Origin of the sequence: Nostocoides sp. (assembly GCF_037045025.1) — a bacterium.
Lineage (GTDB): Bacteria > Actinomycetota > Actinomycetes > Actinomycetales > Dermatophilaceae > Nostocoides_A.
The window spans coordinates 237,245-255,508 of sequence record NZ_JBAOHM010000011.1 but is presented as its reverse complement, the minus strand read 5'-3'; the positions used below and the strand labels follow the sequence as shown (position 1 = coordinate 255,508).

The 18,264-nt window shown below is 69.9% G+C and carries 12 protein-coding genes and 1 pseudogene; 6 read left to right on the top strand and 7 right to left on the bottom strand.

The window, feature by feature from the left end:
- Window positions 1-25: 25 nt before the first annotated feature.
- A complete protein-coding gene (locus tag V9G19_RS12295) occupies window positions 26-1,132 on the top strand; it encodes a S1C family serine protease (protein ID WP_462285704.1) in 1,107 nt (368 codons plus the stop codon).
- A gap of 78 nt (window positions 1,133-1,210) precedes the next feature.
- Here V9G19_RS12295 and V9G19_RS12290 read toward each other — a convergent pair whose 3' ends face one another.
- Entirely contained in the window at window positions 1,211-2,233 is a 1,023-nt protein-coding gene (locus V9G19_RS12290) for a calcium-binding protein (protein WP_462285703.1), read from the bottom strand.
- A gap of 120 nt (window positions 2,234-2,353) precedes the next feature.
- Window positions 2,354-3,370 carry a calcium-binding protein gene (locus V9G19_RS12285; protein ID WP_462285702.1) on the bottom strand — a complete coding sequence of 339 codons (1,017 nt, stop codon included), beginning with the start codon at window positions 3,368-3,370 and terminating at the stop codon, window positions 2,354-2,356.
- 154 nt (window positions 3,371-3,524) lie between these two features.
- Between V9G19_RS12285 and V9G19_RS12280 the strand changes: the two genes are divergently transcribed.
- The 3 genes from V9G19_RS12280 to V9G19_RS12270 are packed head-to-tail and all read left to right on the top strand — an operon-like array spanning window position 3,525 to window position 8,524.
- Window positions 3,525-5,564 carry a HelD family protein gene (locus V9G19_RS12280; protein WP_462285701.1) on the top strand — a complete coding sequence of 680 codons (2,040 nt, stop codon included), beginning with the start codon at window positions 3,525-3,527 and terminating at the stop codon, window positions 5,562-5,564.
- A complete protein-coding gene (locus tag V9G19_RS12275) occupies window positions 5,545-6,591 on the top strand; it encodes an alcohol dehydrogenase catalytic domain-containing protein (RefSeq protein ID WP_462285700.1) in 1,047 nt (348 codons plus the stop codon). The genes V9G19_RS12280 and V9G19_RS12275 overlap by 20 nt, the downstream gene beginning before the upstream one ends.
- 55 nt (window positions 6,592-6,646) lie before the next feature.
- On the top strand, window positions 6,647-8,524 hold the full coding sequence (locus V9G19_RS12270; protein WP_462285699.1) for a DUF2339 domain-containing protein: 1,878 nt from the start codon (window positions 6,647-6,649) through the stop codon (window positions 8,522-8,524).
- A 16-nt stretch (window positions 8,525-8,540) separates the two neighbouring features.
- Here the strand turns inward: V9G19_RS12270 and V9G19_RS12265 are convergent, their stop codons facing one another.
- The 5 genes from V9G19_RS12265 to V9G19_RS12245 form a co-directional block, all read right to left on the bottom strand.
- Window positions 8,541-11,039, bottom strand: coding sequence for an ABC transporter permease (locus V9G19_RS12265; protein ID WP_462285698.1), 2,499 nt, complete (start codon window positions 11,037-11,039; stop codon window positions 8,541-8,543).
- Between the two features lie 60 nt (window positions 11,040-11,099).
- Window positions 11,100-11,900 carry an ABC transporter ATP-binding protein gene (locus V9G19_RS12260; protein ID WP_462285697.1) on the bottom strand — a complete coding sequence of 267 codons (801 nt, stop codon included), beginning with the start codon at window positions 11,898-11,900 and terminating at the stop codon, window positions 11,100-11,102.
- A gap of 200 nt (window positions 11,901-12,100) precedes the next feature.
- Window positions 12,101-12,949: an LLM class flavin-dependent oxidoreductase gene (locus tag V9G19_RS12255; RefSeq protein ID WP_462285696.1), complete on the bottom strand. Its 849-nt coding sequence runs from the start codon at window positions 12,947-12,949 to the stop codon at window positions 12,101-12,103.
- A gap of 49 nt (window positions 12,950-12,998) precedes the next feature.
- A complete protein-coding gene (locus V9G19_RS12250; RefSeq protein WP_462285695.1) occupies window positions 12,999-13,679 on the bottom strand; it encodes a Clp protease N-terminal domain-containing protein in 681 nt (226 codons plus the stop codon).
- Between the two features lie 19 nt (window positions 13,680-13,698).
- The gene (locus V9G19_RS12245; protein WP_462285694.1) at window positions 13,699-14,607 is read right to left on the bottom strand and encodes an Fpg/Nei family DNA glycosylase; all 909 of its coding nucleotides are present in this window, start codon (window positions 14,605-14,607) and stop codon (window positions 13,699-13,701) included.
- 365 nt (window positions 14,608-14,972) lie between these two features.
- On the opposite strand from V9G19_RS12245, the gene V9G19_RS12240 reads away from it, so the two are divergent.
- Window positions 14,973-16,079 (top strand): IS110 family RNA-guided transposase, encoded by a 1,107-nt coding sequence (locus V9G19_RS12240; RefSeq protein ID WP_462284535.1) that lies wholly within the window; start codon window positions 14,973-14,975, stop codon window positions 16,077-16,079.
- Window positions 16,080-16,322: 243 nt separating this feature from the next.
- Window positions 16,323-18,115, top strand: a pseudogene (locus V9G19_RS12235) (IS1634 family transposase).
- Window positions 18,116-18,264 lie beyond the last annotated feature (149 nt).

Here is an 18,264-nt window from a genome sequence, read left to right as displayed (position 1 = left end):
GCGTCCGCGTCGACAGTGGCCGGGGATGGTCGCCCTGGCAGCGCTCACCGCGGCTTTGGCCTCCGGCGGGACGTATGCCGTTATGCAGGCGGACGACGACGCGACCGCTACCCCTCCGGTCACGTCGTCGTCCGCCTCGCCCAACTCGCCCACGACCGGCGCGTCGACGATCAGCCAAGTCGCTCCCAATGCACCGAACTGGACGGCGACCGCTGCCGCGGCCACCCCGAGCGTCGTGGCGATCAAACTCCAAGTCCAAGGTGGCACCGCACAAGGCTCCGGGGTGGTCATCGACTCCGCCGGCCACATTCTGACCAACAATCACGTGGTCGACGGCGCTGACGAGGGTTCGATCGAGGTCACGCTCTCCGACGGGCGGATTCTGGCTGCGACGGTCGCGGGGACCGATGCGGCCACCGATCTCGCGGTGATCACGCTCACCGATCCCCCGAGCGGCCTCAAGCCCATCGCCTTCGGTGATTCCGACGCCCTAAAGGTCGGCGACCCGGTCATGGCGGTCGGCAACCCGCTCGGCCTGGCAAGCACGGTGACAACCGGGATCGTCAGCGCCCTGAACCGGCCCGTGGAAACCCAGGAGCAGTCCGGGAACTTCGGTCAGACATCGGCAACGCAGGTCGTCACCAACGCGATCCAGACATCCGCGGCGATCAACCCCGGGAACTCCGGCGGCGCCCTCGTCGATGGCGCCGGCCGGCTGATCGGCATCAACTCCTCGATCGCGAGCACCGGTAGCTCGGGCGGCAATATCGGGATCGGCTTCGCCATCCCGGTCAACGAGGCCCGCGCGATCGCCGACCAGCTGATCAAGACCGGCAAGGCCACCCATGCCTACCTCGGCGTCAACCTCGACGACGGCGAGGCCAAGGACGGGAGCGCTACCCTGGCCGGCGCGCAGGTCAGCCGGGTGGAGCCCGACACCCCCGCACAGCAGGCCGGGATGCGTGACGGCGATGTGGTCGTCGCCGTCGATGGCGAACCCGTCGAGTCCGCCATCTCGCTGATCGGGCACATCCGGGAGCAGACGGTCGGCGGCACGGTGACGCTGACCGTCATCCGGGACGGGCAACGCCAGGAGATCTCGGTCACGCTGGCGGCGCGCCCGGACAACTAGCCGCTAACCAGCGCGGTGGCGGGGCGGTGCTCTCCCGAGCACCTCCCCGCCGTCGTCATTCAGGCGATCCCGCGTTGATCAGGGGAAACCGATCCGGATCTCACAGCTCGCCCAGCTGTCCAGGCCCGGGCCACCGTCGCAGCGGTCGGTTCCGCCCTTGCCGTCGAGCCGGTCGTTGCCGCCCAGACCGGACAGCGTGTCGTTGCCGCCACCGCCGATCAGGGCATTGGCGGCCGCGTTGCCCTTGAGGGTGTCGTTGCCGGAGCCACCCTCGAGGTTCTCGATGTATGCCGCCCGGTCGTAGCCGGACGACCCGGTGTACTGCGCCCCGCTCTTGGACAGGTCGAACTGGACCGGTTTGGTCGCGCCGAGCCAGCGGTAGCTCACCGTGTCGGTGCCCGACCCGCCGTTCATCCAGTCGTCGCCGGTGCCGGGGTCGATGTAGTCGTTGCCCGGGCCGCCACCGATCTGGTCGTCGCCGCCCAGCCCGCAGATTGCGTCGTTGCCGCCCAGGCCGTCGATGACGTCGTTGCCCTCGGTGGCGGCGATGATGTCGTTGCCGCTGGTCGGGTATTCGCCGTCGATCGTCATGTCCACCGTGGCCGGAATGTTGTTGCAGCGCGCGAACCGGGCGCGGGCGATGACGCCGCCGACGTTGCTGCCCCAGCCGTCGACCTGCAGGTAGTAGGTGGTGCCCTTGGTCACGTAGACGCGCAGCGCCGAGGACAGGCCCATGCCGCCGTCGTCGTCGCAGCCGAGGTTGGTCAACGACCCCAGCGACGAGCCGCGGAAGATGCACAGATAGGCATCGTTGAGCGCCGAGCCGTAGGTGTCGAAGCTGGCCGGTCCGCTGATCGGCGGCACCCACTTCCACCAGACGGTGTTCATCGTGCCGCTGCCTCCGGGCTCGCCCGGCTGTCCGGTCGCGCCCACGGTGGTGCTGCTGCTGGAGGCCTCGTAGCCGGTCAGCCGGTAGGCGTTCTCGAAATTGTCATTGCCTGGCATGCGCCGCTCGGCGGCCCCCGCTCCGGCCGTTCCGGCGACCAACGCGCTCGCCGCCAACGCCACCCCAAGAACCGAACTGATCCGTCGAGTCTTCATCCTGTTTCCTCTCCTTGGTCGACTCCGACCCACCCAGAATGGTGGCAATGTCAGCCGGGGCGCATGTCCCCCGTTCTAAGGACAGCACCGCAGCCCGTCAAACCTGAACTCCCGTGCCCATCAGGGGAATCCGATCACCGTCTCGCAGGCGGTCCAGGTGTCGCTGCCGGGTCCCCCCGTGCACCGGTCCACACCGCCACCACCGTCGAGGGTGTCGTTCCCGCCGGCACCGGCGAGGTCGTCGTCGCCCGCGCCGCCAAGGATGGCATTGTCGGAGGCATTGCCCTTGAGCACGTCGTTGCCCGCCCCGCCGTGAAGGTTCTCGAAGACGACGGCCCGGTCAGTGCCGGACGAGACGGTGCTCTGGGGTGTGGTGACTGCCAGGTCGAAGGTCACCCGAGAACCGGCCGAGCGCAGATCGCGATAGCTCAGCGTGTCCACGCCCACGCCACCATTGACCGAGTCATTGCCGGGGCCTGGCACGACGAAGTCGTCACCCGGCCCGGCACCGATCAGGTCGTCCCCGCCGAAACCACAGATCGTGTCATTGCCGTCGAGTCCGTCGATCCTGTCCGGGCCGTCGGTGCCGACAATGATGTCGTCAGCGTTGGAGGCGTGTTGCGTCTCCACCGTCAAGTCCACGGTGGCGGTCACGCCGTTGCACCGGGGGAAGCGCGCGCGGACCACGAGCCCGCCGACCTTGGCGAAGGCGCCGTCGACCTGGATGTAGTAGACGCGGCCCCTGACGACATCTGCCCGCAGTGCCGAGTCCAGCCCGATTCCATCGTCGTCGTCGCAGCCGAGCTGAGTCAAGGTGGCGAGGGAGGCGCCGTAGTAGACGCACAGGTAGGCGTCGTCGAGCGCGGAGCCGTGCGTGTCGAAGGTGGCCCGGCCAGTGGCGGGCGAGCGCCATTTCCACCACACCGTGTTCAGCACCTCGTGGCCGCCGGGCTCGCCGGGCTGGCCGGTCGCCCCGACATTCGTCCCGCGGCCTTGCGACTCGTAGCCGGTGAGCGTGTAGGCGTTGGCGAAGTTGTCGTTGGCCGGCGCGCTCCGCTCGGTGGCTCCGGCGCCCCCGGCTAGGACCGCCGACGCGACGGCTGCCGCCCCCAACAGCGGGCTGATGCGTACTGTCATGCCTTCCCTCCCATGGTCGATCGCGCACTGCACACCCGAGTCCCGCTGCCGCGCAAGGCTCCCCACGTGGCTTCGACGGCCGGGGCATCGTGCACTTGCAGGATAGAGAGTCGGGGGCACCACCGCCAGGTTCCGGGTATGGCAGAGTATCCCGATGCCCGCGACCGAACTCGACCGTGAACGGGCTCATCTTGATCTAGCCCGGGCCGCGCTCGCCCGGATGCGCCAGCGCACCGAGGACCTGGATGCGACCGCTGCCGACCCGATCGCCGCCGCCTATCTCGCCCGGGCGCTCTACTACCGCGCCGAGTCGCTGCGCAACGACCCGGGAAGTACGTTGTTTTTTGGCCGGCTCGACCTGAGCGATGGGGAAAGCTGGCATATCGGTCGCCGGCATGTTAGCGACGAATCCGGCGATCCCCTGGTGATCGACTGGCGGGCTGCGGTGTCCACCGCGTTCTACCGAGCCAGCCGGACCGATCCGATGGGTGTCGTCATGCGTCGTCGGTTTGGAGTCAGCGGGGGCGAGCTGACGGCATACGAAGACGAGCATCTGCTCGATGCGCAGGAGCACGAGAGCGCGAGTGCGATCCTGGCAACCGAGATCGAGCGGCCCCGGGTCGGCCCGATGAGAGACATCGTCGCGACCATCCAGCCGGAGCAGGACGCGATCGTCCGCGCCGACGCCGAGACGACGATCTGCGTGCAGGGGGCACCGGGCACCGGCAAGACCGCTGTCGGGCTCCACCGCGCCGCGTGGCTCCTCTATGCCCACCGGGAACGCCTTGCCCGGCAAGGGGTTTTGGTGATCGGACCCAACCGGGCGTTCCTCGACCATATCGGCGCCGTCCTCCCGGCACTCGGCGAAGTCCGGGTGGCACACACGACGGTGGCCGACCTCTTTGCCAGCCGCCCGGCCCGCGGCACCGACACGGCCGAACGGGCCCGCCTCAAGGGTGACGCCCGGCTCGCCGCGGTGCTGCACCGCGCCGTGTGGCTCAGCGTCCAGAGCCCCACGCAGGCGCTCGTCGTGCCGCGTGGGGTGCGCAAATGGCGGCTTCCGGCATTCGAAGTCGAGGAGATCGTCGGCGAGTTGCGCGATCGGGGCGCCAGATATCACGCGGCGCAGGCGATGCTTCCACAGCGGCTGGCCCATGCCGTGCTGGTGCAGATGGAGCGCGCCGGCGAGATGCCGGACGACCGCGTTCACGACGCGGTCGCCCGCAGCACTGCGGTCAGAGCATATTCAAAAGCGTTGTGGCCCAGCCTGGATCCAGCCAAGGTGCTGCATGCCCTGTTGAGCGGGGAGCGGCTTCTCGCCGCAGCCGCCGACGGGATCCTCGAGCCGGCCGAGCAGGATCTGCTGCGCTGGGAGAAGCCTCCACGCACCCCTGGCAGCGCGCGCTGGTCGGCCGCCGACCTGGTGCTCCTCGACGAACTCGTCGACCTGCTCGAGCGCACGCCGAGCCTCGGGCACGTCATCCTTGACGAGGCACAAGACCTCTCGCAGATGCAGCTGCGCGGGGTCGGGCGCCGCTGCTCGACGGGGGCGGCGACGGTCCTTGGTGATATCGCCCAAGGCACGACGCCGTGGGCAACCGCGTCATGGCAAGATTCGTTGCGGCACTTGGGAAAATCGGACAGTCACATCGAGGTCCTGGACCGCGGCTTCCGCGTCCCCGCCACCGTGATCTCGTATGCCGCGCGCCTCCTCCCGCAGATCGCTCCCGGGCTCGGCCCACCCCAGTCGGTGCGCCACAATCCCGGGCGCCTCGATGTGCACCGCACGCGCGCGGACGCGCTCATTCCGGGTGTGATCGACACGGTCCGGGCCTCCGCGCTGGCTCCGGGCTCGGTCGGCGTGATCGCCCGCGACGCGGATGTCACCACGATCTCGGCGGCGCTGAGCGTCGCCGGTCTTGAGCACGGGGTTCTCGGCGCCGATCACGGCGACGTCGACCACCGCATCGACGTGATCCCGGCCTCGGTCGCCAAGGGGCTCGAATTCGACCGGGTCGTCGTGGTCGAGCCCGCCGACATCGTCGCCGCCGAACCCGACGTGCGCACCGGGTTGCGGCGGCTCTATGTCGTGCTCACCCGCGCGGTGAGCGAACTCGACATCGTCCATTCACTGCCGCTGCCGGCGGCCCTGGCCGCCAGCGAGGAGGTGACCGATGCGCGCGCTGCGCTATGACACATTCGGCGGCGCCCTCCAGGTGGTCGAGATCCCCGACCCGACGCCGGAACCCGACGGCGCCGTCATCGAGGTGGCGCTGACGGGACTGTGCCGCAGCGACTTCCACGCCTGGACCGGACACGATGCCGACGTTGTCCTGCCGTGCATCCCCGGCCACGAATACGCCGGTGTCGTCCGCGCTGCACCTTCCGACCCCGACCTGGTGGGCCGCCGCGTCGTCGTCCCCTTCGTGTGCGCGTGCGGCGCCTGCCCCGAGTGCCGCCGCGGATCGGGCCAGATCTGCCGCACCCAGCGCCAGCCGGGCTTCACCGACCCGGGATCCTTCGCCCAGTTCGTGGCCGTCCCCCACGCCCGGGTCAATCTCGTGCCGCTGCCCGACGCCGTCTCCGACCCGGCCGCCGCGGCATTGGGCTGCCGGTTCGCGACCGCGTGGCGGGCTCTGACTGCCGTTGCCCGACTGCGGCCGGGTGAGACCGTCGCCGTGTATGGCGCCGGTGGCGTCGGGCTCGCCGCCGTGATGATCGCCCGTGCCCTGGGAGCGCACTCGGTCGTCGTCGACATCTCAGCGGCCGCGTTGGTCCGGGCAACCTCCTTGGGCGCCACCACGATCGGGGTCGGTGCCGCCGCGACGGCGCAGGAGATCGCCGCGCTCGTCCGGCAGGTTGCACCGGACGGCACCGATTGCGGCCTCGACGCGCTGGGATCGCCCACGTTGGCCACCGCCAGCCTGGCCGCCCTGCGCCGCGGCGGGCGCCACGTCCAGGTGGGCCTGCTCGACCGGCCGCTGAGTGAGCTTCCGCTTGAATTGGTCGTCTCTCGGGAGTTGCAGGTGCTCGGTTCGCACGGGATGGCGGCCGGCGACTATTCGGAGCTGCTCGCGGCGGTGGTCGCCGGGGAGGTGGAGCCCGATGCGCTGGTCAGCGACGTGATCTCGCTGGCCGAGGCAGCAGCGGCGCTACCCGACCTGGCGACGCCGGACGAGGCGGCGCCGGGTGGCATCCGCCTGATCGACCCGTCGCGTTGATTGTTGAGTAGCGGCACTCAGGACACGGCCGCTCCCGGCGATCGACGATGGCGGTATGGCACCTACCGATCTCGACGATGTTCGTCTGTTGGAGGAGGAGTTCGCCGAGGCCATGACCCGGCTGTATGCCGTGGGCAATGGCTTGGCGGCACTACGGACGAAGCTGGTCGCCGAGCGGGTTGTCGTGCCACCGCAGCCGGAGGCGGCCGCCGCTATGGAGAGGCCAGCGGCGGCCGCCCCGGATGTGCGGCCCGGCACTCCCCCGGCGCCGTCGACGCCCCCGCCCGCCCAGAGCACGGCAGCCGTCGCCACGCCGGGCGGCTCGATCGCTGCGGCGCAGCTCCCACCTCCGTGGTGGCAGCGCGAGGGCATGGTCATCCGGGCGCTTGGCGTCGCGGGAGCCGGTGTCCTGCTCATCGGCGTGGTGTTGTTGCTCGCCTTCGCGATCCAGCACGGGCTGCTCGGCCCCGGCGCCCGCGTGGGGGGCGCGGCCGTGCTGGCCGCCACCCTGGTTGGCGTCGCCATGCGGCTGCATCGTGACCCGAGCCGCCGCGCGGGGGCCGTCGCGATCGCGGCCGCGGGTTATGCCACCGCCTATCTCGATGTCGTCGCGGTCACGGCGATCTATCGCTGGCTGCCCCCGGCCACCGGGCTGGTTATCGGGGGGCTGATCGCCGCCAGCGGGGTGGTGCTGGCCCGCGCCTGGGATCGGCAATTGCTCGCGCTGATCACCGTCGGCGGTGTCGCCCCGCTCGCGCCGGCCGTCGCGGACGGCCGCTACCTGCTGTGCGCCGGCTTCCTCGTCGTCCTGGCCGCGGCGGCCTATCCAGCCCACATCGGCCGGGCCTGGCTCGCCCTGCACGCGGTGCGCAGCCTGCCGGCCGCGGCGGCGCTGGTGGCCGCCTCGGACGCGCAGCCCGGGCATCCCGTCTTCGTTTTGGCCGTTGCGTATGCCGCCGTGGAACTCGGCACCGCGCTCATCGGAACCCGGCTGCGTGCCCGGACCGCGCTCTTCACCCCGGTGCTCCTCGCCACTTGTGTCCCGGTGCTGAGCGCCGCTCACGGCGCGGGTGCGCGATTGTGGGTGGTGGCCGCCGCGGCAGCCGCGGTTCACCTCGCGGTAGCCCTGCTTGCCGGTCCCACGCCGCCGATGATGCCCGCGCTGGCGCTGTCGCCGTGGGCGGGTGGGCTGGGGGTCGGGTTGGCCGTGCTCGCCGCCATCAACGGCGCACCGGAGCACTCGCGGCCGGCGACCCTGCTCGGCCTGGCTGCGCTGGCGTTGGTGGGTGCCCGCACTCCCGCCGCGCGGGGAGCCACGCATCGGTGGGCGCCGGTCAGCGCCCTGGCACTTGCGGCGCTCGCGCTGCTTGACTATCTGCCGCTGATCCCCAGGCTGCTCAGCCAGCCGTTGGCGTTGACCTCAATCGAGGTCACCGACGTCGTTGCCTCGGGGCTGGTCGCGGTGCTCGGCATCCTGCTGCCCGGCGTCCTCGACGCCGTCCAGCGACCCGCCCAGGCCGCGTCTGCGGGCACGACCTCGTGGACGCTGCTGCTCTCTTGGCCGCTGGTCGTAATCGGCGCCAGCGCGGTGGTGGTCGGGGCCGCGACGTTGATCGGCGAGCGGCTGGGCGCGCACGCGGGTGGCTTCGTGACCGGCCACGGGCTGGCGACGCTGCTGTGGGCCGCGGCCGCGGCATACCTGCTCATGCACGGGCTGCGGCGCAACAGGGACGCGACGCTCTCGCTGCGAATGGGCCTGGTCCTGGCCGCGGTTGCCGTGGCGAAGCTGCTGCTGTTCGACCTCGCCGCCCTCGACGGCATTGTGCGCGTGGTGGCATTCATCGGTGCCGGCCTGGCGCTGCTCGCGATGGGCGCCGGCTATGCACGTGCCCTGGACCGCACGCACGTCACCCCCGACCTAAGCCGGGGGTGACGGGCCGAGCGGGCGGCTATTCGCTGTGGATCGCGTCGAGGATCTGCAGCTTGGCGGCCCGGCGCCCCGGCCACAGCGCAGCGAGGACCCCGACGATGCCGGCGAGCACGACGAACAGCACGAGTTGCAGCCACGGGATGCGCAGCGTCGTGAAGCCCTCGTCGACCAGGGCTCGCTGGATGGCGACGCCGAAGACCAGGCCGAGGCCCACGCCGAGCGCCGCGCCGAGGATGGCGATGACGACCGACTCCAGGCGCAGCATCCGGCGCAACTGGGGACGGCTTAAGCCCACGGCCCGCAGCAACCCGATCTCACGGGTCCGCTCGATCACCGACAGCGCGAGCGTGTTGATGATGCCGAGGATGGCGATGACGACGGCCAGCCCGAGCAGCGCATAGATCATGTAGAGCAACTGGTTGATCGACGCGGACTGCTCATCGGCATACGACTGCATGTCCTTGAGGCTGACCGTCGGCAGGTCGGCGGTGAGCTTCTCGATCGCCGCCGTGAGCGCGGTGGCGTCGGCGCCGTCGGCCCGGTTGACGAAGACCTGAGCATCCTTGGCCGGCATACCCGCGGCGGTCCACGTGTCGAGGCTGACGAGGGTGCTCGACGGAGTGCCGGCTCCGGCCTTGAAGATCCCGGCGACGGTCATCTGCCGGTCCTTGCCGCCGAGGGTGACCGTGGCCTTCTCCCCGACCGTCAGGCCACGCTTGCTGGCCTCGTCCGTGGAGAGAAACAGCGTGTCCCGGCGCAGGTCGGCCAGGGATCCGCTGGTCATCTCGGTCACTTGCACCTGGCCGTAGGTGGCCGGGTCGATCGCCGCGAGCCAGGCATCCTTGCCGTCCACGCTACCGCTGCCCCACCGCACCCGGGAGACGGTGGCGACCCCGGGCGTCTTGGCGATCTGGTCGCCGACGCTCGGCGAGAAGTCCTGCCCGATCGCGTTCGAGACGAGATAGTCGGCCTTGAACGTCTCCTCGAGCTCGCCGGCGATGCTGGCCTTGGCCGAAGCCCCGAAGACGGCCATCATCGAGACCAACGTCACGCCGATCATCAGCGCCGACGCGGTCGCGGCGGTGCGCCGCGGGTTGCGCAGCGCGTTTTCCTCGGCCATCGTCCCGACGGTGCCGAAGAGGCGCCGGTAGATCAGTCCGAGGCCGCGGATCGCCGGGCGGCCGACCAGCGGGGAGGTCAGGGCGACCCCAAGGAGCACGCCGAGGATGCCGGCGCCGATCCACCACAGCGGTTTGGCGACGTCGGCGAAGAGGCCGAGGCCCAGGCCGACCGCGCCCAGCGCAGCGAGGACGGCCCCGACGATGACCCGGCGGTGCATCGAGGTCTCGGTGAGCGTCACATCGTCGCGCATCGCGGCAATCGGCGGGACCTTGCCCGCGCGCCGCGCCGGCAGGTAGGCCGCGAGCAGCGTGACCACCATCCCGACGAGGTAGGAGGCCAGGATCGTCCGCGGCGCGAAGACGAGGCCGGCACCGGACAGGTCGAGCCCGACCATCCCGAAGAGCGCCCTGATCGCCATCGCGAGCAGGGCCCCGACGGCCAAGCCGAGCGTCGAGCCGATCAGGCCGACCACGAACGCCTCGACGAGAACCGAGCGGCCCACCTGCTTGCGGGAGGCCCCGATCGCGCGGAAGAGCGCCAGCTCCTTCATCCGTTGGGCGACCAGGATGGAGAAGGTGTTGACGATGATGAACGAGCCGACGATCAGCGCGACCGCGGCAAAGATCAGCAGGAAGTTGGTGATGAAGCTCAGGCTCTTTTGGATCTGCGAGGACGCCTCCTCGGCGGCCGTGTCACCGGCGACCGCTTCGACGTCGGCGGGCAGCAGCTTGGCGGCCTCGGCCCGCAGCTCATCCTGGGAGGTGCCGTCGGCGCGGGTGACCCAGATGTCGTTGTAGACGTCCTTGCCGCCCAGATAGAGGGCCTGGGCCTGATGGGTGGTCCAGACCACGACGCTGGCGCCGACGAGCGAGCCGCCGGGCTCGAGGAGGCCGACGAGTTTGGGCTTGGGTTCGACGCGCGCCTGCGCGCCCGCGGTCACGACATCGACGGGGTCGCCGATGACGTAGCCGCCGGTCTTGGCGCTTCGCTCGTCGAGGACGATCTCGTTGTCCTGCTTGGGCCATTCGCCGCTGCCGAGCTCGTAACCGGCGTTGCCGTTGGCGGCCGGGCCACCGGTGTAGTTGACGCCCATCCCGGGTGCTCCTTGACCCCCGATGAGCTTGCCCTTCTTGGACACCACGAATGTGCCGATGTCGGTGACATTGCCGTCGGCACGGGCGGCGCCCGGGATGCTGGCGAGTTGCTTGACCAGGCTTCCGGGGAGAGTCTCGGTGCTGGTGCCGAAATTCTCCATGTCGCCCGCGCTCTTGTAGCGCACGACGACGTCGCCGACCGAGTTGGTCATGATCGAGTCGAACGACTTGCCGAGGGTGTCGGTGAAGATGAACGAGCCGGCGACGAAGGCGACCCCGAGGACCACCGCGACGGCGCTCATGAGCAGGCGCATCTTGCGCGCCAGCAATGATTTCAGGCTTGCGCGTAGCATCGGCGGACCTCAGACTCCCGGCGTCGCGTCGAGGTGGCCCATGCGTTCGAGGACCGTCTCGGCGGTCGGCGAGCGCAGTTCCTCGACGACGAGCCCGTCGGCGAGGAAGAGCACACGGTCGGTGTAGCTCGCGGCGACAGGGTCATGGGTGACCATGACGATCGTCTGGCCAAAGTCGCTCACCGAGCGGCGCAGGAACTCCAGCACCTCCCGGCTGGACTTGCTGTCGAGGTTGCCGGTCGGCTCGTCGGCGAAGATGATGTCGGGCCGGGAGACGAGGGCGCGGGCGCACGCCACCCGTTGCTGCTGGCCGCCGGAAAGCTCGGTGGGCCGGTGGCCGAGCCGCTCGCTGAGCCCGACGGTCGTGATCACCTGGTCGAACCAGGCGGGGTCGGGCTCGCGCCCGGCGATCGAGAGCGGCAACAGGATGTTCTCCTTGGCCGTCAACGTCGGGATCAGGTTGAAGGCCTGGAAGATGAACCCGATGCGGTCGCGACGCAGCCGGGTCAGGTCCTTCTCGTTCAGGGACGTCAACTCGACGTCACCGATGAAGACCCGCCCGGACGTGGCCTCATCGAGGCCGGCCGCGCAGTGCATGAGCGTGGATTTGCCCGAGCCCGACGGCCCCATGACCGCCGTGAACTCGTGAGCGTTGAGGGCGACGCTGACGCCGCCGAGCGCGACGACTTGGGCATCGCCCTTGCCGTAGATCTTGGTCAGGCCCTCGGTGCGAGCGGCGATCGGCGACGTGGTCGCGGAATCCTCGAACGCGGGCGCGGTTGATGAAGTGGTCACCCCTGCTTGAACCATGAGCCCGAGACTACCCGCGCATGCCGGCGCGCGCACGTGGCTTCCTCCCTGACACGACCCGGATCTGATTACCGTCCAGGATCCGGAACAACCCCGATTCGTGTGGCACCGGGGTCGGCGTGCCGAGGCTCACCGACAGCTGGTCTGCCGCGTGCCGCACCCTGGCCCCCGGGGCCGGCTTCGATGAGTATGAGCGCCGGTCAAATCGGCGGCCCCGAGACCACGCGTCGCTGGATCTCCGCCAGACCCGCAGGGCCTTCCTCGACGTCCCACCAGGACTCGACCCACCAGGTGGCGCCCGCCTCGGCCCAGGGCTGCGTCGGGCCATGGATATCGCCGAAGTCGCCGAAGCTGTCCCCTTCGACGACGACGTCGTAACTCTCCCAAGGCAATCCGACCGCACGGCGCAAAGCCCGGAGTCGCTCGACGATCTCACCAAAAGCCTCAATTGTCAGGCCGGAGAAGCCTTCTTGGCCGGCGGCGACCGCGGGGAAGACGCCCTGCCACCGGGCAGCCCGCTCCAGCGAGGGTTGCCGCTTGCGTCCCGGAACCAGGGCACCGACGCACCAGACGGGCGGGTGCGGACGCTGAACCGGCGGCGGGGGGAGAAGCTCGGTGACTGGCTGCGCGGACCAGTGCTGCCCAGCATACGAAAAAGGTTGTCCGGCAAGGAGACCGACATAGATGTCGAGGCACTCGTCGAGCTTCTCGGCGCGCTGTTTGCGTGGCTCGTCGGGCTCGAGGGCGAGCCAGTTTTGATTGAGAGCGCCGAGGCCGACGCCGAGGGTGACGCGACCGCCCGAGAGCCGATCGACCGAGGCGACCCGCTGAGTCAAGTCCCACGGTTTGTAGCGTGCGGCCGGAGTGATCAGGGTGCCGAGGCGGACCCGCTCGGTCCGCATCGCCGCTGCTGCGAGCGTGGCCCATGCGTCGCAGCGATAGACGCCCTCCCAGGTGAACACCATGTCCCAGCCGTGTTGCTCACCGAGGGCGGCGAGTTCGGCGAACTCGGGTTCGCTGGCGTACGGGACGACGAATCCATAGCGCATGCTGCGACGCTACCGAGGCCGACGAGGAATGGCTTGATCGAGTTTGCGGTCACTCGGAGCCGAGGTCGAGGAGAGCATCGCGCAGGGCGGCCAGGTCGGCGCCGCTGTCACGCAAAGCTGCCAGCGCGGCGCTGTCGCGCTCGTTGAGCACGGCGAGCAGCACGTGCTCGGCGCGCACTTCGCCCGCGCCGAGCGCCTCGGCCCAGCCGTGCGCCCGCCTGGTCACCTCGGCCACCCACGGACCGAGAGCGGGTCCAGGCTGGCGGGCGGGTGGCGACGTGGCCCCGCGCCGCGGCTGGTCGGCGGACAGCAGGTGAGGGCGCAGCAGGTCGGCGGTCACGCCGAGGTGGGCCAGCGCCACCGCAGCCGGGTCGTCGGCTGCGGAAACCACGCCGAGCAGCAGATGGGCCGCGGTGATCGAGCCGGAGCCCTCGCGCAGCGATTCTCGCAGCGCGCTCTCCAGCGCCTGCTTGGCCACGGGCGTGAACGGCACATTGAGCGGCGAGGGCGGCCGTCGCTCGGGGCTTCGGGTCGCGATCTCGGCCAGAACCGCGTCCCGGATGGTCTCGCTGGGCCACGATGTGGCGGTGAGGGCGACATCGATGCCGGCATCGTCCACAACGCTGAGCAGCAGGTGCTCGCACCCGATCTCGGCACTCTTGAGCTCTCGGGCCTTCTCCTGCGCCCGGGCGACGACGCGGCGGGCCGCGTCGGTGAACCGTTCGAACATTTCCCTCCAGTGGGATTGGCTAGTGTCTTCGCTGGCAGCGGCCGCACCAAAAGAGGTTACGCCCGGCGAGGACGCGCGTGCGGATTCGTGACCCGCACACCAAACACGGCAGGCCGTCGCGTTGGTAGACGGCGAAGTCCCGCGGAAAGTGCCCGCCGGTGCGCCCGCGCACGAAGTCGCCGCGTTCGCCGGGCATCAGCCCCGCCCAGCCCGGGTCGTATGCCGTCGGGTCACGTTCCCCGAGAATCGTTTTGGCTTCGATGACCTGGTCTTGCAGGGTGAGGATCTGGCCGAAGGCGACGCCGAGCCGCATCAGCTCGATCAGGTCGTCCCAGATGGTCAACCAGGTCCGCTTCTTGACCTTGGCGCCCGGGACGAAGGGATCGACGCGGTGGCGGAAGAGCACCTCGCAGCGGTAGAGGTTGCCGACGCCGGCGATGATCGTCTGGTCCATGAGGCATTCGGCGACCGGCCGGGTGGTGCGGGCCAGCCGGGCGAGCGAGCGTTCCGGCTCGTTGCCGGCGGTGCCGGCGCGCAGCGGGTCCGGGCCGAGGCGGGCGATGGTGGCCGCCATCTCGGCGGGCGTGACCAGCTGCACGGTCGTCGCGCCGCGCAGATCGGCATACGCGCTGTCGTTGACCAGCCGGACGCGCACGGCCCCGACGGGCGCCGGCGGACCGGCGGGATCGGCATACGGAAGCACGTCGAAGGAGCCGATCAGGCCGAGGTGGACGTTCAGCACGGCGTCACCGGCGAAGCGGACGAAGAGGTGTTTGCCGTAGGCCTCGGCGGACTCCAGCGGCCGGCCGGTCAGCAGCGCGGCTCCGTCGGCAAAGCGCCCCTGCGGGCTGGTCACGGTCGGGGTCGTGCCGGCGAACGCGTGGTCGAGCGCGCCCGCGAGCCGGTGCAGCGTGTGACCCTCGGGCATGCCGCGACTCTAACCCCGCCTCAGCGCAGGTTGGTCGGCCTCCCTATAGGCAGCAACCTAGTGGGAGGCGAGCAACCTCTGCTAGACCCTATGGGGGTTGGCGAGTGTTCCGGGTGTTCGGCCTCGGCAAGGTTCCATTCGCCGGCGCGGGTGATTGTCTGCCATCGCTTGTCGGTCTCAACGTCGTTCATGCTCGCTGCGCTGCGCGTGCTCCACGTTGACTCCTCTGGCGCGTTGGCAGGTTTGGCCCGGGTCCGGTGAGTGGATGATCTTGTGGGGGTTGTGGCCGGAGCCTCGCGTATGCCACAACTCGGGGATCACCTGGCCAGAAGGGCTGGCTGGTGGCCGATGGATAGGAGGCTCCGGTGTTTACTGAGCGTACAAGTCTTGGGTTGGATGTCCACGCCCGGTCGGTGCGGGCGGCCGCGATCGACACGAGGACCGGTGAGGTGATCGAGCGGGTGGTCTGGCCGCGGACCGTGGATGTGGTCGGGTTCGTCACGGATCTGACGCGGCAGCATGGTCCGGTGCTGGTGACCTATGAGGCGGGCCCGACCGGGTATGGCCTGGCGCGGGGGTTGCTAGCCGCTGGTCACCGCACGCAGGTGGCGGCTCCGTCGAAGTTGTTGCGTCCGAGCGGGGAGCGGGTTAAGACCGACCGGCGGGATGCGATGTTGTTGGCGCGGTTGGCCCGCAATGACGACATCGTCGCGGTGACCATCCCGACGCCGGCGCAGGAATCGGCCCGGGATCTGGTCCGGGCCCGCGAGGATGTCCGGGCGGCGTTGATGAGCGCCCGCCACCAGCTGTCGAAGTTGTTGCTGCGGCACGGCTATGTCTACCTGCAGGGCAAGGCCTGGACCGGTGGCCATGACCGGTGGCTGCGCCGGATCGGCACGCACGAGCTGGGGGCTGACGGCGTGGGGACACGGGCCGCGTTCGATGATGGCTACACCGCGGTCACCCAGCTCCTGGCCCGCCGCGACCGGCTCGATGAGCAGATCCTGGCGTTGGCCGCGGACAGCGAGTACACCGCGATCACCCGACGGTTGGGGTGCCTGCGGGGGATCTCGACACTGACGGGGTTCGCGTTAGCGGTGGAGATCGGGGACTGGCACCGGTTGACCGGGTCCTCGATCGGCTCCTACCTCGGGCTGGTGCCGTCCGAGTCGTCCTCCGGCGCCAGCCGGGTCCAAGGAGGGATCACCAAGACCGGCAACAGCCACGCCCGGCGGCTGCTGATCGAGGCCGCCTGGCACCACAAGAAGGCCTACACCCCCGGGAAAACCATGCAGCAACGGTGGGCGCTGGCACCGGCCGTGGCCGCTGAACGCGGTGACGCCGGCAACCGGCGGCTGCACCGGTCCTGGCAGCGGATGACCGCACACAAGAAACGGCACACCGTCGCCAACACCGCCATCGCCCGCGAACTGGCCGGCTGGTGCTGGTCTTTGGCCACCATGGACACCTAACCACACACCACGCCTCGTTCACGGAACACCCCTGGTGTCCGGGCAGCAGCGCGAGGAGAGAACCAGCGAACCTGCTATGAGTAACCCCGAGCCTTGCCGGGGCGACGCTCGACCCTAACCGAAGTTGCGAGTGGTTTGAGGGCTGATCCCCGTTTTGACCTGCAGTGATGCGGCTTCTAACCCCTCGGTGTGTCGTCACTAAAGTGGATCGATCGATCCGGCATGGTGTGATATTTTGGCGGTATGGCGAAACGTGGTGGAGCGGTTCATGTGACCACGCACCGTCGTCACTATGTTGGTAAGGACGGGGTGGCCCGGGACTACGAGACCCACCTGTTGCGGCGTTCCTGGCGGGAGAACGGCAAGGTGCGCAACGAGACGGTCGCGAACCTCTCCCACCTGCCGGCCGAGCTGATCGAGGTGATCCGGGCCTGCCTGGCCGGGCAGGCGTTCATCCCGGCCGACCAGGCCGCCACCATCACCCGCTCCCTGCCGCACGGGCATGTGGCCGCGGTGTGGGCCCAAGCCCGGGCCCTGGGCCTACCCGGGCTACTCGGGCCGCCCGGGCGGGCCCGGGACCTGGCGATGGGGCTGATCATCGCCCGAGTGCTGGCACCCGGCTCGAAGCTGGCGACCATCTCCTGGTGGGCCGACACCACCCTGGGCGTCGACCTCGACCTGGCCGGTGCCTCCACCGACGAGGTCTACGCGGCGATGGACTGGCTACTCGGGCGCCAGGACGCGATCGAGAAGCAGCTGGCCCGGCGCCACCTGGCCGCCGACGCCAACCCCGCCCGGATGGCGCTGTTCGACCTATCGTCCTCGTGGATGGAAGGCAGCCACTGCCCACTGGCCCGGCGCGGCTACTCCCGCGACGGGAAGAAGAACCGCACCCAGATCGAGTACGGGCTGCTGACCGACCCGGCCGGTCGCCCGGTCGCGATCCGGGTCTTCCCCGGCAACACCGCCGACCCCACCGCGTTCATCGAGGCCGTCACCCTGGTGCGGGACACCTTCAAACTCACCGAGATGGTCATGGTCGGCGACCGCGGCATGATCACCACCGCCCGGATCACCGCGATCCGCCACACCAACACCGACCCGGCCACCCGAGCCGACCTCGGCTGGATCACCGCGCTCCGCGCCCCCGCGATCAAAACCCTTGCCGCCGAGGGCGGCCCGCTTCAACCAACCCTGTTCGATGAACACAACCTGGCCGAAATCAGCCACCCCGACTACCCCGGGGAACGGCTGATCGCCTGCCGCAACCCGTTCCTGGCCACCGAACGCGCCCGCAAACGCGAGGACCTGCTCACCGCCACCGAAACCGCCCTGGCCCCCACCCAGCGAGCAGTGGCCGAGGGCCGGCTAGCCGGCGCCGACACGATCGGCCTGCGGGTCGGCAAACTCCTCAACAAATACCCGATGGCCAAACACTTCGACCTGACCATCACCGACACCACCGTGGTGATCACCCGCAAAACCAGCCAGATCGCCGCCGAAGCCGCCCTCGACGGCATCTACGTGCTACGCACCCCAACGCCCGCCGAGACCCTCACCCCCGCCAGCATCGTCCAGGCCTACAAAAACCTCGCCCACGTCGAACGCGACTTCCGCAGCATCAAAGCCACCGACCTCGACCTGCGCCCGATCTACCACCGCCTCGAAGACCGCGTCCGCGCCCACGTCCTGATTGTGATGCTCGCCGCCTACCTGACTGGCACCTACGCGCCACCCTAGCCCCCCTGACCTACACCGACGAACACCCGCCAACACCCGCCGACCCGGTCGCCCCCGCCCACCGCTCCCCAGCCGCGGACCGCAAAGCCTCCCGACACACCGACGACCACGACCAGCCCGTGCGGTCCTTCCCGGCCCTGCTCAAACACCTCGCCACCCTGACCCGCAACGACCTGCGCTACGGCACCGACCACACCACACCCCTCGTGCCCACCCTGGCCGAACCCACCCCCACCCAACGCCACACCTTCGCCCTCCTAAACGCCCCCATCCCCCTAACCATCAACGGCAAGTAGACAGAACCACCAACACCCAAACCAGCGAACCCCCTGCCCAGCAGGGGGTTCGCCACGTCAACCAGCCGTAACTTCGGCCTAGACCAGCCGAGACTCTCCAGCCGAAACCAGGGCCCTGCGGTAACCAACCCGCGTATATCAGACTGACC

Bases quoted from the DNA above. Each gene is read 5' to 3' on its own strand.
- V9G19_RS12295 (WP_462285704.1), top strand. From the start codon at position 26: ATGGTCGCCCTGGCAGCGCTCACCGCGGCTTTGGCCTCCGGCGGGACG.
- V9G19_RS12290 (WP_462285703.1), bottom strand. From the start codon at position 2,233: ATGAAGACTCGACGGATCAGTTCGGTTCTTGGGGTGGCGTTGGCGGCG.
- V9G19_RS12285 (WP_462285702.1), bottom strand. From the start codon at position 3,370: ATGACAGTACGCATCAGCCCGCTGTTGGGGGCGGCAGCCGTCGCGTCG.
- V9G19_RS12280 (WP_462285701.1), top strand. From the start codon at position 3,525: ATGCCCGCGACCGAACTCGACCGTGAACGGGCTCATCTTGATCTAGCC.
- V9G19_RS12275 (WP_462285700.1), top strand. From the start codon at position 5,545: ATGCGCGCGCTGCGCTATGACACATTCGGCGGCGCCCTCCAGGTGGTC.
- V9G19_RS12270 (WP_462285699.1), top strand. From the start codon at position 6,647: ATGGCACCTACCGATCTCGACGATGTTCGTCTGTTGGAGGAGGAGTTC.
- V9G19_RS12265 (WP_462285698.1), bottom strand. From the start codon at position 11,039: ATGAGCGCCGTCGCGGTGGTCCTCGGGGTCGCCTTCGTCGCCGGCTCG.
- V9G19_RS12260 (WP_462285697.1), bottom strand. From the start codon at position 11,900: ATGGTTCAAGCAGGGGTGACCACTTCATCAACCGCGCCCGCGTTCGAG.
- V9G19_RS12255 (WP_462285696.1), bottom strand. From the start codon at position 12,949: ATGCGCTATGGATTCGTCGTCCCGTACGCCAGCGAACCCGAGTTCGCC.
- V9G19_RS12250 (WP_462285695.1), bottom strand. From the start codon at position 13,679: ATGTTCGAACGGTTCACCGACGCGGCCCGCCGCGTCGTCGCCCGGGCG.
- V9G19_RS12245 (WP_462285694.1), bottom strand. From the start codon at position 14,607: ATGCCCGAGGGTCACACGCTGCACCGGCTCGCGGGCGCGCTCGACCAC.